This is a genomic window from Asticcacaulis biprosthecium C19 (assembly GCF_000204015.1).
Taxonomy (GTDB): Bacteria; Pseudomonadota; Alphaproteobacteria; order Caulobacterales; family Caulobacteraceae; genus Asticcacaulis; species Asticcacaulis biprosthecius.
The window spans coordinates 173,844-187,748 of the sequence record NZ_GL883079.1 but is presented as its reverse complement, the minus strand read 5'-3'; the positions used below and the strand labels follow the sequence as shown (position 1 = coordinate 187,748).

Sequence of the window (13,905 nt, the reverse complement as noted above, 5' to 3'; positions counted from 1 at the left end):
AATTCGTGGCCGTTCCAGAGGAAACACCGGCGGGCCAAATCCCCCACCGTCTCATTTGCTTCCAGCAAATGATCCGCGCCACGGGCCGCCCCGCTCCACGTATAACGGGGAGGTATAAGTTATTTATTTTCCTAACTTTTTTTAGAGTCAACCTTCATGCTACGACTTGGAGGACAAGGACTCTGGGATGTGTGAATCCGACAGCCCCACTTCGTAGTGAGGAGAAGAACGCGTTTCCCACTTTGAGCGCGTCTTCCACTTGTCACGCATGGCGACACATTTTAAGGTCAGACCAATTCCAACGATAATGTCACAGGGACTGCCATGCGCCATCTGCGTTTTTCCGCTTTCGCTCTTGCTGCCTGCCTGGTTTTAGCGCCGCCCGTTCTGGCGAAAGACAAGGAACATTGGGTCGCGGCCTGGGGCTCGTCCCAAATGATTGCCGAAGGCAACAACGCCCTGACACCGGAGCAACTGACCGACGCCACCCTGCGCCAGATCGTGCGGGTGACCTACCCCGGCAAGGCCTATCGCCTGCGCCTGTCGAATATCTACGGCAAGGAACCCCTGACGGTGGATTCAGTACGCATTGCCCGCATCGCGACGCCGGACACAGCGTCCATCGATACCACTACCGCAGCCAAGGTTTTGTTCGCCGGCCGAGACAAGGTCACCATCCCGGCAGGGGCCGACTACCTGTCCGATCTTATATCCATCGACCTTCCGGGCCTGAGTGACACCGCGATCAGCTTCCACATCGCCACCCCGCCGACGGTCCAGACCGGCCACCCCGGCGCACGCACGCCATCTTATCTGGTCAAGGGTAACCGCGTCGACGACGCCGAACTGACCGATGCCACGGTCTTCCAGCGCTGGTACCTGATTTCCGGCCTCGAGGTCGCCGCCAAGCCCAAGACCAAAGCCATCGTCGCTTTCGGGGACTCCATTACCGACGGCTATGGCGTCAAGGACAACCGCAACACCCGCTGGGGCGACGGCCTGATGAAGCGTCTGGCCGCCGCCGGCCGGCCCCTGCCGGTGCTCAATGGTGGCATCGGCGGCAACCGCATGCTGCTGGACGGACTGGGTCCCAACGCCCTGGCGCGCTTCGACCGCGAAGTCCTCTCACCACCCAATGTCGGCTACGTGATCCTTCTGGAAGGCGTGAACGACCTGGGCACCTTGACCCGCGACGCACCCGCGACGCCGGTGGCTCATGCCGAACTGGTGGCCCAGGTGACTTCAGGTTATGCACAGCTTGTCCACAAGGCGCGCAGCCAGGGCATCAAGGTCTATGGCGCCACCATCATGCCCTATAGCGGCAACACCTATTATCACCCGGAACCGGTCAGCGAGGCCGACCGGCAGGCGATCAATGCCTGGATCCGGACGCCAGGCAACTTCGACGCGGTGATCGACTTCGACGCCGCCATGCGCGACCCGGCCCAGCCTGACCGGTTACTTCCGGCCTACGACAGCGGCGACCATCTGCACCCTTCGGAGGCGGGCTACAAGGCCATGGCCGACGCGGTCCCACTGGAGCTGTTCAAATAGTCCCGTTCGCGCCCAAAGGCTTTACTTTTCTTCTCCTCCCTATCGAAGATGGGGAGGTGGCGAGCAAGCGCAGCCGGGCCGTAGGCCATCGGCAAGCGCGTCGAGACGGAGGGGTCTTCTTATAGTCCAACGCCAATGCCGCTCGCGTCAGGTTAAGACAACGTGCCTAACCCTCCCTGTTTCTGTAAAGACATCGTCAAACCAGCATCCCGACCGCATCTCCAGACGTAACCCTTCGGAGGCTTGGCCATACCGGTCGGCCGAACCCGGAGGATGTCACCATGCATCGCAAGATTATCACCACCGTCGCCTTTGTTGCCGCAGCCCTTACCCTTGTCGCCTGCAACACCATGTCTGGTATGAGCGGTCCCGCCCAAAACAACCAGAACCCGGCCCACAACCAGCACGACTGACGGCTTTTTGATATTCCGGCGGCACATCGATATGGCGCCCAAAGGACGCGGCGTGGTGACGTAAGGTATGAAAGCTTTCCTCACCATCACCGCCTGCGCCTTTTTGGGAGCTTGCGCCACGCAAGGCACAGTCCAGAACCCCCAGGTCGGCGGCGCCCAGATGTACCCGTCCAAAACCATGATGGCCAACCTGTCGGCGTCAGGCGATCACAGCAAACTGGTCGCGGCCGTCAAGACCGCTGGGGTTGTCGGCGACCTTGCCGGTAAGGGACCCTTTACGCTGTTCGCCCCGACCGACGCGGCCTTCGACGCGCTGGCCGACCCATCCCTGCTGAGCGACAAAGCGCGCCTGCAGAAGGTCTTCGACTGCAGCATGGTTGCCGGCCTGACGTCGGTTGAACAGCTACAGAAACTGGTGGTCGATCATGGTGGCAGCTATCGCCTTGACACCATGGGCGGTTGCCCCCTGACCGCCACCATCGGCGCGAAGGGTGACTTGCTGATCACAAGCGATAGCGGCATTCAGGCACGCGTCACCACGCCCGACGTCAAACAGGAAAACGGCGTCGTCCATGTGGTCGACGCCGTTTTGATACCCACAAACTGACTATTGAAAGAGAACGTAGTTGACGTAAAACGGCGCCATCTTGTCCGCCGACTTGTTCTGCAGGAACAGGGTGTCGATCGGTCCCTTGATCTTCATGCGGCGTAGCGGCACATCCACCCGGCCCCACTGGCCCTTCTGACACTTGATGGTCAATTCCTGCGACACCACCTTTTCGCCAAGCTTGGCCGACAGTTGGAACTCCTGTTTACCCTCGTCTCCGCCATGAACAACGATCGTCAGGGTCTGATACGCCGTCGTGTCGACAGGCGTTCCCGTCTGGAAGGTTAAGACGTTCCACGCCTCCATATTAACCTGCACCGGCTTCTGGTCTTCGAGCGGAAACTGTGGCGTGTTTTTGGCCCAGCCGCCGATCCACCAGCCTGATTGCAGGCCATCAGCATAGACCAGCAGCGGATCCGCTGCACGGGCGGCAAAGCCCAGAACGGCCATGGAAGCTCCGGTCAATCCGGCCAGGCAGGATCTGCGATTCAGCATGATAGTGACTCCCCGATTTTGCCCCGCCATGACGCGGCGGGGAATTCTGATTTTTGAAATTCTAATTATATGACAAAAATCGGAAAACGGAAGGGGTGTTATTTGACGCCTTCGCTCAACGCCCGCGCCCGATGCACCAATTGAATATAGATCGGCGCCTGGCTGATAACGTACTCGTTTTCGCCCCACAGGAACGGCCAGTCCTCCTTGTTTTCCGGGAAGTCCGGCTTGAGGATCAGCACGCCCGGCACCACCCCGCCGGCAATAAAGCTGAAATCGGCCCGGTTGGCGCCATAGGCGACCTCTTTCGACACCGTGCCGATACCCGACACGAACGAAACGTTCGAACCCGGATGCGTGCCGTGCAGGAACTCCAGCGCGGCGAACACCGATTCGGTGCCGATCACGTCGGGGAACTGGCTGTTCAGCCAGGCATTGGTCAGTCCGAAGTCGATCACCCGCCCCGATCCAGCCCAGCCGGCTTCGGTGATAGGCACGCCGAACGGATTGGCGGTCGACATCTTCTTGACCTCGGCGGCATAGGCGATCACCGCCGGCCGTACCCTGGCCTTGAAGCCCTTGGGCATATAGGGAATGACCTTGGCGATCAGATCGGCATTGGGCGGAAACGCCTTCTCCACCTGCGGCCACAGCGCTTCGATGCGTTTGGCGTATTTCGGGTCCTTGGTGGTAATCAGCAGTTCGACCGCGGCCGTCAGTTCCTCATTGAGGATCGGGCCACCGGTGGTGTTGCCGTGCTGGAAGATGATCGGCGGATGGCTCTGCTCCTCGTCCCAGACCCGCGTGGCGATGCCCAGAGCCTTGTCGGCCAGAGGGTCATCAAACCCGCGCAGGGCCCGCGACGACGCGGCCAGGGCGGCGATAGAACCATAGTTCAGCGACGACGACTTATTGGTAAAGGCCCAGCGGTCGTCGCGCGTGCCGGAACGGTTGCCGACCACTTCACCGGCCTTCAGCGAGGGGTCGTAGATCAGGCCGTCGGTCTTGGTGACCGCGTCGCCCAGATGGGTGTATTGCGCCACATCGGGCTCGACAATGCCATTGATGGCATGGCCGACAGAGTCGAACTGTGCGATCAGTTGAATGGCACCGTGACGGATCTGCTGCAGCATATCGGCCTGACCGTCCGGCACATGGATGTCAACATAGCGCCGGTCCTGGTCAATCGTCGTCTGGTCACGATCGATGCCGAACAGTTCCCAGGTTTCGACCAGATTTCGGACAACGCCGTAATTGGTCTGGGTGCGAATATCGAAGTCGCCGGCATCCAGCCAGCCGCCGACATTCAACCCCGGAATATGCTCGAACGGCTTGAACCGGGTGTCCGTCGTGTCCTTGGAGGCATAGAGGTCGATATGGTCCTGGTTCAGCGGCGCCTGCAAAGCGTCATCGCGGTGCGGATCACCGTGCCAGACGCGATAGGCTTCGTTGACGAACATATGGTCCATCTGGACCGGCATGAACACTTCCAGGGTTGGCTGCCAGGCCTCGGCATAGATGGCCGGATCGATGCGGAAGGTGGCGGTGCGCTGGCTGCCATATTCGATCATATAGAGGCCCGGCTTGGTCACCGACGAGAAATCGAAGGTGCGGTAGTCGTAGCGCAGATACTGACCCCACGGCTTGGCGTCTGCCGTCAGGACCGGCGTCGTGGCGCCATCAGCCGAGACCTCGAGCAACCGCGCGGAGGCCGGCGAGGTGTCGTTGCGATCCAACTCGATCACCGCCACCTTTCGGCCCTGGGGCGCATAGCCGAGTTGTGAATGGGCGATCATGGCCGGCCGCACCCAGTTGGGGTCGCTGTTCGGCGTCACCGTCCAGGAGATAACCGCACCGGTCTTGCCGGCCGGGATCAGCCCGCGCAGCACATACCATCCGTTCTGAGCCTGGTTACGACCATCATACAGGTTGATCGGGTCAGCGCTGGTCACCGTCACCCGGCGCGTGGCGTCTTCCGGCGCCAGGACGAAGCTGCGACCACTGGCAAGCGGCAAGGGTTCCGTCTTGCCGTCGGCCAGCGTTTTCATCGGCCCGGACGGATACAGCGGGAAACTTCCCGCTTTATTGTCGGCCATATAGCTCTTGCGAAAATAGGCGGCGGGCAGGAATTCGAGATTGAACCCGGCCCGCCCCTCCAGCGCCGCCGGCAGGGGCTTATCGAGGTTGATGGTGATCTCGACGCCCTCGCCCTTCGGCACGGCCCGCATGACATAGGTGAAGTCATAGGCCGGATAGGTCAGCGTGGTTTCGATAATACCGGTGGCGGGATCGAACTTGCGGTCGGACATCTGGCCGATCTCGTCCCACTGGCCCGGCGTCGGCATCAGCCGGACATCGCCATTGGTAGCGGTGCGCACCCCCTGGTGGATGATCTCGACACCGGATATCTTGGCGTCGGAAAACAGCCCGTCGTACCAGTTCGAGAACACCATGACATTGACGCCGCGGGTCTCGAAATAACCCTTGTCGTTCAGTTTGAGCGGCCCAGCAATCGCGGGCGCGGCGCACACGAGCGCGCACAGCGCTGACATCAGCACCGGAATACGCATGGAATCCTCTCCTGTATTTTCTTATTGTGATACCGCTACCACGACAGGATTGGTGTGACCAGTGCATTGTACGCTTCTAGCCGGCATTGAAATTACAAAGCCCACCGATAGATGATTTTTTTCCGCGCTTGGTATTTTATTCCGCCGACCACTGATCCAGGGTTGATGCGAAAGTGCTCAACAAACAATCGCGCAGTTGCGTCACCGAACCCATATCCTTTGGGAATTTCGTCCAAAATGTCGCAATTGGTCACGGTTCCATCCAAACCAATGGAACAATCAAGACTTACCTGCCCTTCGATGCCCCCCTCTAGAGCTAATTTGGGATAGTACATTGCAGCGACCTTGATATCGGGAAGAAGCCAATCGCCACCGATATAGAACGCCGGATCGTATTTGCCGGACTGAGAACCTTGTTGGGGATCGCTTCCCTCTTTCACCGGGTATCCGGCTACGGGTTTAGGTATAAGTATCGGCACGCCCTGTGATGCCGCGGGCGTTTGGGCGAACACCGATTGCGCTATCAACAGACTTGCCGCGCAACAGATAGATAAAAATCTCATTGCCCCTCCCGTGTAGAACCTGAACATCGCTCAGGTTCATTCTTGGTGCAAGGACCAATCTGGCAAGGCGCCCACAGTGCTTTCCGCTCGATAGCGGCCCTTATCGTCCAACGCTTATGCCAAATCGGTAATCGCCCGCTCCAAAACCGCATCCCGACCGGAAGCAATGTCCTGCACCGACGGCTCTACGAACACATCCGGTTCAAGCCCTGCATCCGGTCTTGGCGTCTTGGGAAATGTCCCGATCAGCGGCAGGTCGATCTCCAGGCCGCTATTGGGCAGGCGCACAAAGAAGAAGGCGCCGCCGTTGATGCCGCGCTGGTTACCGCCGGTCGGCTGGCCGTAGACCCGCGCCAGGCCATGCTGCTTGACCAGAGAGATAAACTGGAAGGTCGCCGAACTGTTCTGCGCTGACGACATGACCACAACCTTGCCTTTGAACCGTGGCCCCTTGGGTGAAATGACGGCGACACCTTCCTCGTCGGCCTTGAGCCGGAAAAAGCCATCGCCAAGGTCGTCCGCCCCCTCTCCCAGCCGCTCGAAAGACCGGTCCCAGGTATCGAGATACGGATTTAGGTCGGCTGGCGTGGTCCGGAACCGTACCCGGCGCTCATAGTCGGAATCCAGCGGCAACGGCGTATCGATCAGCCGGGCGATGATCTCATGGCCGCAATCGATGCCCCCTTCATTCTCGCGGATGTCGACAATAAGCCCGCGCGCGCCCTTGGTGGCCATATCCTCAAACATGCCATCAAGCCGCGCCCGCCAATCCCAGGTGACGTCGTACAGTGCCCAGCCCGGCATGGTGAGGACCGCGATATCGGGCTTCGGCCAGGTCAGGCTCCAGTAGTCCGGCCGGGTTTCATCGTATCCGGTGGACATGGTTTTCTGGCGGGTCACCAGATCGATCTTGTCGACCGACACCTGCCCGCGCCCTGCGATACCGAGTTGAAACGCGGGCCGATCGGACGGGAACAACAACGGGTAATACACATCGAAGGTTTCGATCCGATCGACGCCTTGCACGTTCATAAGGGCATACCGTTTGGCGTCATTGTTGCCGTCGGCCCGCATCAGAGGCAGCATGGCCCGGCGAATACGGCTAACCGCCACCCCGTCTATGGTCAGAATTTCCATGCCGCGCGTGATGCCGTCGACGCCCCGCGGATTGCCCGTAACGACCATCCGGTCGCCCAGCCAGACAAAATGGAAAGGCAGTTTGTTGGCTGGCTCGATAACACGACGCCGTATCGCCTTGGACTGATTGAAGAAGTTGGCATAGGTGTGCCCGCATTTAACCCGGCCGGCCAGACGCGAAAGCGCCAGGTACTGCTGTGCCACGTCGGCAGGACGGCGCAGGGCCGCCACCAAATCATCACAGGCCTGCGCCCAGCCCTGCGGCGTCTGATAGCGGTAAAGGCCCGGATGCAAGGTCTCACAAATCCGCCGCAACAGGGGCAGATCGGCGCCCAGTGCCACGGGGTCTGCCGCCCACGCCGGTGACGCTGCCGCCGCAGCCGCGCCGATAAGAAGTGAACGCCGATCCATAGATTATTCTCCTGTGACCTACGCTTACGACGCCGTCGGCAATCCGGATTGAAACGCATTTTGGTCCAGGCGATCCAAGTCGCTCGTATCGGCGTAAACATGACCAGAAGCGCTTCTGAACTCCCCTTCAAGCCCTAGACTTCCAACGGAGACGACCCATGACCAACCGCAATGTTCTGCGGACGATGACCGCTGCCCTTATGTTCGGGGCCTGCGCCCTGTCCATGCCCGCGATGGCAGGCAGCCACAACGATGGCGGCCACGCCATGGCCAAGACGACGATTGTTGAAGCCGCCGCGGCCAACCCCGACTTTAGCACTCTCGTCGCGGCCGTGAAAGCCGCGGGCCTTGTCGAAACCCTCTCCAGCGACGGTCCCTTCACCGTCTTCGCACCGACAAACGCAGCCTTCGCAGCCCTGCCCGCCGGAACGGTGGATACCCTTCTAAAGCCTGAGAACAAGGCGACCCTGACCAAGGTGCTGACCTACCACGTTGTTGCCGGCAAGGTGAAGGCGGCTGACCTGATCGCCGCGATTCACGCTCATGGCGGCAGCTACGCCTTCAAAACCGTCAGCGGCGACACGCTGACCGCCACGCTGGTGCACGGCTCTGTCAAGCTGACGGACGAATCCGGCGGCGTGGCAACGGTAACGGCGACCGATCTGAAGCAAAAGAACGGCATCATCCACGTCATCGACAAGGTCGTGTTGCCCAAGTAAGCCTTGATTACGACAAGCATTCCGGCCCGAAACCGAAAGGTTTCGGGCTTTTTGCCGTCGGTATCCCGCCCGGCCTTCCCTCTCCAGCCGCATCATGCTATCGCGCAGCGCATGACTGATCTTTCGCTTATCCGCAACTTTTCCATCGTCGCCCACATCGACCACGGCAAGTCCACCCTGTCCGACCGCCTGATTCAATACACCGGCGGCCTCACCGCGCGTGAGATGAAGGAACAGGTGCTCGACAATATGGACATCGAGCGCGAACGCGGCATCACCATCAAGGCCCAGACCGTCCGCCTCAACTACAAGGCCCACGACGGCAAGACCTATATCCTGAACCTGATGGACACGCCCGGCCACGTCGACTTCGCCTACGAAGTATCGCGGTCGCTGGCGGCCTGCGAAGGCTCGATCCTGGTCGTTGACGCCTCGCAAGGCGTCGAAGCCCAGACTTTGGCCAATGTCTATCAGGCCATCGACAACAATCACGAAATCGTCCCCGTCCTCAACAAGATCGACCTGCCGGCTGCCGAGCCCGAGAGAGTCCGCGCGCAGATCGAGGATGTCATCGGCATCGACGCGTCCGAAGCGGTCCTGGCCTCGGCCAAGTCCGGCCTCGGTATCGAAGACGTTTTGGAAGCCATCGTCAAACGCTTGCCGCCCCCCAAGGGCGATGCGACCGCACCGCTGAAAGCACTGCTGGTCGACGCCTGGTACGACGCCTATCTCGGCGTCGTCGTTCTGGTGCGGATCTTCGACGGCGTCATGAAGCCCGGCCAGCAGGTCAAGCTGATGAACGCTGGCGCCACCTACAAGATCGACAAGCTGGGGGTCTTCTTCCCGAAAGCGACCGACGCCGCCAGCCTGGGGCCCGGCGAAATCGGCTTCTTCACCGCCCAGATCAAGGAAGTCTCCGACGCCGCCGTCGGCGACACCATTACCGACGAACGCAAGCCGACCGAAAAGGCGCTGACGGGCTTCAAGGAAGTTCAGCCGGTGGTCTTCTGCGGTATCTTCCCGGTCGATGCCGCCGATTTCGAAGACTTGCGCGCCGCCATGGGCCGCCTACGGCTCAATGACGCCAGCTTCAGCTTTGAAATGGAAACCTCCGCGGCCCTGGGCTTCGGCTTTCGCTGCGGATTCCTCGGGCTGCTGCACCTGGAAATCATCCAGGAGCGCCTGTCGCGTGAATTCAATCTGGATCTGATCGCGACCGCCCCGTCGGTGGTCTACAAGATCCACATGAACAAGGGCGACGTTATCGACCTGCACAACCCGGCCGACATGCCCGATCCGGTCCATATCGAACACATCGAAGAACCGTGGATCAAGGCGACCATCTTCTGCCCGGACGACTACCTCGGCGCCATCATCAAACTGTGCCAGGACCGCCGCGGCATTCAGGTCGACCTGTCCTATGTCGGTACCCGCGCCATGGTGGTCTATAACCTGCCGCTGAATGAGGTCGTGTTCGACTTCTACGACCGGCTGAAGTCGGTGTCGAAAGGCTATGCCAGCTTCGACTACACCATCGAAGACTACCGCGAAGGCGACCTGGTGAAGATGTCGATCCTGGTCAATGCCGAACCGGTCGACGCGCTCAGCATGCTGGTCCACCGCGACCGGGCCGAGATGCGCGGCCGTGGCATGTGCGAAAAGATGAAGGACTTGATCCCGCAGCACATGTTCGTCATTCCGATCCAGGCCGCCATCGGCGGGCGGATTATCGCGCGCGAAACCGTCAGGGCGCTACGCAAGGACGTTACGGCCAAGTGCTATGGCGGCGACGCCACGCGCAAGAAGAAGCTGCTGGAGAAGCAGAAGGAAGGCAAGAAGCGCATGCGGCAGTTCGGCAAGGTCGACATCCCGCAGGAAGCCTTCATCGCCGCCCTGAAGATGGACAACGACTGATCACCGCGCCTTGCGGTAGGCTTGTGCCTGCTCGGGCGTCAATGACTCGACGGACGCAATGATGCAGCGTGTCGGCATGGTGGTCACGCTGCCCGTCACATCGACATCCAGCGGATCGCAGATGCGCGTGGAGCCGCCGTAGAATTCCAGTCCGACCGGTTCGTGCTGGTCGAACAGGCAGGCGCCCGACATGTGCAGCAACACGGCCCGCCCGCTTCGGTCATCCATGTACAGGGTCTTGTCATCGATGACCTTGGTCTGGTCCAGCGGCCGCGATACGCATTGACCGGCAGCGACGCCGCGGCCGTCTTCACCCGCCAGGCTCACGCTGGTCAACACAGCAAGCGCCGCCCCCGCACCGGCCAGGCCAATGATCAGATTGCGCGTCATCCGTACTCTCCTTAACGCGAGCGGTAGGCCTTAGCCTCTTCGCGGGTCAGCAGCTTGACCTCCTTGACCATGCAGCGCAACGGCACGGCACTGGCGATGGAGCCCGTGATATTGGCGTCAATAGGCTTGCAAATCTGGCCCGAACCGTAGAATTCGAACCCGACCGGCTCACCGCGTTGCAAACAGCCATTGCTCATCGTCAGGACGGCGGCATTGCCCGACCGATCCTCGATATAAAGCGTCTTGCGATCAATAATGTCGGTGGTTTCCAGCGGAGTCGAGACGCAACGCGCGGCCGGGCGTTCGTCACTGCCATCGCTGGCCAGGCTGCGCGAGGCGGCAAAGGCAAACGCGGTGCCGACCACGGCAACGCCCAGAACCATCGGGAAAGCCCAGCCGACGCTGACCAGTTTCGGAAATCTCATGACATTACCCCTTGTCCAGTTCGGCCGCTTCTTCGCGTGTGAGCGGTACAATTCCATTGATTATGCAGCGCGTAACGAAGCTGCTGGGTGGCTCCTGGCGCAGCAACATCGCGTCATGGGCGCCACAGATCTCGGTCGATCCATTGAACTCGAATCCAATCACCGACATGTCGTTCATGCTGCGGCACGCACCGCCGATATCGAGCTTGTAAGGATTGTCGAAGCGGTCGTAGACTAGGAGCGTGTTTTGATCGACGACGTGTGTGCGCCCCACGTGGCGCCCGTCGAGGCAACGCGGCGTGACCCGCTCGCTGCGGGCTTCACGGTCGTCTTTTTCTTCGGCCTGGGTCGTCGTCACCAGGCTGACGGTCAGAATGCCGGCAGCCAGACCGGCGACCGAGAAACCGAGGGCTTTGCGCATATTCATCGAAAACGTCCTCTCTGTGTTTATTTGCGTTCGTCATTGCGGCCAGAGCGGCCGCCGCGGACATATTCAGCGGCTTCCTCACCCTCCAGGCGGCGCATGTCGGTGATTGGGCAGGATTGGAGTCCGCGCAGGCCGTCACTCCAGACGATATCGCCGTCGAACGGCCCGCAAATATCGCTGAAACCATGACGCGAGCGAATGCCGATCTGGAAGCTGGTGTCCAGGCCGATGCACACCCCGCCCAGGGTCAGTTCGAACGCTTCGTTGCGGTCTGACGTAACGACAATTTTGTGGTTATTGACGGTATCGAAACTGCGGACAAAGTCGGGATCGAAGCATTTACTGCGGCTACGTGTCAGCTCGCGGCTGTCGCCGTCAGGACGTGCCGAGCCGGCGTAGGAGACGCTGACGGCAGAGATAGCGGCCAGGCCCAGCATGGCCCCGCAGGCCGACACAAGAAGTGCGCGTTTCATGTCAGTACCCCTTGATAATGATGCGACGCTACGCCCGCCAGCCTGAACGGTGGATGAACACCTTCGTTATACGCTGCTTAATCGCGAGCGAACCGCGTTGGACGCAACAATCTGTGCGTCGCGGCACTGAGCGGCGGGGCAAGGCCGGTCATGTCAGCCAGAATCGCCTTGGCCAGCAACGGCGCCAGGCAGAAACCGCGCGATCCCAACCCGGTCAAAACATACAGTCCCGGTGACACCTCGCCCGCGACAGGCAACTGGTCGCGTGTGGTGACGCGAACCGACGCCCGCGACATCAGGCCTCCGACCAGGGTTTCGGCCTGATGCGGCATTACCTTGGCCAGATTGGCGAGATTGGCCTCGCGCGACACCTGACGGACGTCACGGCCCCGGTCGTCCCGGTCATGGGTGGCGCCGAACAACAGCCCCGCCCGTGCTGGCACAGCATAGCCGCCACAGGCCAGAGCCCGGTCGCACGTCACTTCGGCGGCGATTTCGATCTGGCCGCGCACCGGCCGTAACGGCAGGCCGATGGCGCGATCGAGGATGCCATCGCCACAGGCGAGAACGACCGCGTCGTACCCGCTCAAATTCTCAGGGATAGACTGCCGGATCACCGCCTGCCCCGCCAACAAACGGTCAAGCAGGTCTGCGGGCGAGATATAGAGCGCCGGTTTCAGATGCAGGCCCGGATAGGTGACGACGTCGCCCGGCGCAAAAAGCGCCAGGTCACCAGCAACAAAGCCAGCCTGCTGCGAAATGCGTTCGAACCGCGCCAGGTCCCGTGAGTCGAGGGCGCATTGCCACACGCCCTCCCCGATCACCGCCTCAGGCGCCACCCGGCGGTAAAAGGCGGTGGCATAGGCAAAGGCATCCGAAAACAGGGCGGAAATGGTATTGTCGCCGGCGTCAAGACGGGGGGTAACCAAGGCTGCCGGATTGCCCGAAGCGCCACTACCCGGCGCCGGATCATAGATATCGGCCTGAACGCCGAAAAGCCTGGCTTGCCAGGCCAGACAGGCACCGGCTATGCCCGCGCCGGCGATGGCGATCCGCTGTGGCCGCTGGCGTTGCGTCGTTTCGCCATCGAAAACCGCTTCCAGGCGCTCGCGCTTGCGCCCGAAGCCGGGACATTTGGCAACCCCGAAACCTGCGTCCTGCAATCCACGACGCACATGCCCCGCCACCGTAAAGGTCGCCAGACGCGCCCCCGGACGGACACGGGCTGCAATGCGCTGAAACACCGCCGACGACCACATGTCGGGATTGAGTGCCGGCGAAAAACCATCGAGAAAGACACCGTCCGCCTGTCCGGTCCAGGAGTCCAGCGCAGCCTCGACCTCCATCAGGGCCACGGTTACGCTGACCCGCCACTGTGGAAAATCCATATGATGGAAACCGCGCCGTTTGACCGGCCACTGCTCGGCGATCGCCTGCGCGAACTCCGCCAACTCGGGCCAGTTGGCCAGCGCCGTGGCCGCCTGATCACGCGCCATCACGAAAGCTTCAACGGTAAAAATATGCAGGTTTCCGGGGCATCCGGATTGCGTCCACAAATCCAGAGCGGCGGCAATGTTCAGCCCCGTTCCGAAACCCAGTTCAAGAATCGTAAAATCACCGGGCGTGGTCCAGGCCTGCGCCAGATGGCAACCCTCCAGGAAGACGGCGCGGCTTTCGGCCAGGCCGTCCTGAGGGGAATAATAGATGTCGCCGAAGCGCGTCGAACGCGGCGTGCCATCTTCCGCGAAATAGACGTCGGAATTTTCCACTTATACCAACCCTCGATGACCTTGACTCATCGCGGGTC

The 13,905-nt window shown here is 61.0% G+C and carries 14 protein-coding genes; 5 read left to right on the top strand and 9 right to left on the bottom strand.

The genetic code is table 11. From position 1 onward, the window contains the following. Positions 1–324 precede the first annotated feature (324 nt). From ABI_RS16005 to ABI_RS16000, 3 genes are all read left to right on the top strand, one after another. Positions 325–1,554, top strand: a complete 1,230-nt coding sequence (locus tag ABI_RS16005) for an SGNH/GDSL hydrolase family protein (protein WP_006274083.1) — start codon at positions 325–327, stop codon at positions 1,552–1,554. A gap of 281 nt (positions 1,555–1,835) precedes the next feature. Continuing rightward, on the top strand, positions 1,836–1,967 hold the full coding sequence (locus tag ABI_RS26480) for a hypothetical protein (RefSeq protein WP_006274082.1): 132 nt from the start codon (positions 1,836–1,838) through the stop codon (positions 1,965–1,967). A gap of 67 nt (positions 1,968–2,034) precedes the next feature. Continuing rightward, positions 2,035–2,574 carry a fasciclin domain-containing protein gene (locus ABI_RS16000; RefSeq protein WP_006274081.1) on the top strand — a complete coding sequence of 180 codons (540 nt, stop codon included), beginning with the start codon at positions 2,035–2,037 and terminating at the stop codon, positions 2,572–2,574. Here ABI_RS16000 and ABI_RS15995 read toward each other — a convergent pair whose 3' ends face one another. The 4 genes from ABI_RS15995 to ABI_RS15980 form a co-directional block, all read right to left on the bottom strand. Then, positions 2,575–3,069, bottom strand: coding sequence for a hypothetical protein (locus tag ABI_RS15995; protein WP_006274080.1), 495 nt, complete (start codon positions 3,067–3,069; stop codon positions 2,575–2,577). Between the two features lie 98 nt (positions 3,070–3,167). Beyond that, entirely contained in the window at positions 3,168–5,639 is a 2,472-nt protein-coding gene (locus ABI_RS15990) for a cellulase N-terminal Ig-like domain-containing protein (RefSeq protein ID WP_006274079.1), read from the bottom strand. 92 nt (positions 5,640–5,731) lie between these two features. After that, positions 5,732–6,202, bottom strand: coding sequence for a TonB family protein (locus ABI_RS15985; protein ID WP_157138961.1), 471 nt, complete (start codon positions 6,200–6,202; stop codon positions 5,732–5,734). A 114-nt stretch (positions 6,203–6,316) separates the two neighbouring features. Next, on the bottom strand, positions 6,317–7,750 hold the full coding sequence (locus ABI_RS15980) for a S41 family peptidase (RefSeq protein WP_006274076.1): 1,434 nt from the start codon (positions 7,748–7,750) through the stop codon (positions 6,317–6,319). A 158-nt stretch (positions 7,751–7,908) separates the two neighbouring features. Between ABI_RS15980 and ABI_RS15975 the strand changes: the two genes are divergently transcribed. Continuing rightward, entirely contained in the window at positions 7,909–8,469 is a 561-nt protein-coding gene (locus ABI_RS15975; RefSeq protein ID WP_006274075.1) for a fasciclin domain-containing protein, read from the top strand. 111 nt (positions 8,470–8,580) lie between these two features. After that, positions 8,581–10,383 carry a translation elongation factor 4 gene (gene lepA / locus ABI_RS15970; RefSeq protein ID WP_006274074.1) on the top strand — a complete coding sequence of 601 codons (1,803 nt, stop codon included), beginning with the start codon at positions 8,581–8,583 and terminating at the stop codon, positions 10,381–10,383. Here lepA and ABI_RS15965 read toward each other — a convergent pair whose 3' ends face one another. From ABI_RS15965 to mnmC2, 5 genes are all read right to left on the bottom strand, one after another. Beyond that, positions 10,384–10,773 (bottom strand): DUF6491 family protein, encoded by a 390-nt coding sequence (locus ABI_RS15965; protein ID WP_006274073.1) that lies wholly within the window; start codon positions 10,771–10,773, stop codon positions 10,384–10,386. 11 nt (positions 10,774–10,784) lie between these two features. Next, positions 10,785–11,198, bottom strand: coding sequence for a hypothetical protein (locus ABI_RS15960; RefSeq protein WP_006274072.1), 414 nt, complete (start codon positions 11,196–11,198; stop codon positions 10,785–10,787). A gap of 4 nt (positions 11,199–11,202) precedes the next feature. Next, positions 11,203–11,619, bottom strand: coding sequence for a DUF6491 family protein (locus tag ABI_RS15955; protein WP_245531373.1), 417 nt, complete (start codon positions 11,617–11,619; stop codon positions 11,203–11,205). A 26-nt stretch (positions 11,620–11,645) separates the two neighbouring features. Next, entirely contained in the window at positions 11,646–12,098 is a 453-nt protein-coding gene (locus ABI_RS15950) for a DUF6491 family protein (protein WP_040309507.1), read from the bottom strand. Between the two features lie 77 nt (positions 12,099–12,175). Beyond that, a complete protein-coding gene (gene mnmC2, locus ABI_RS15945; protein ID WP_040309506.1) occupies positions 12,176–13,867 on the bottom strand; it encodes a tRNA (5-methylaminomethyl-2-thiouridine)(34)-methyltransferase MnmC2 in 1,692 nt (563 codons plus the stop codon). Between the last annotated feature and the right edge of the window lie 38 nt (positions 13,868–13,905).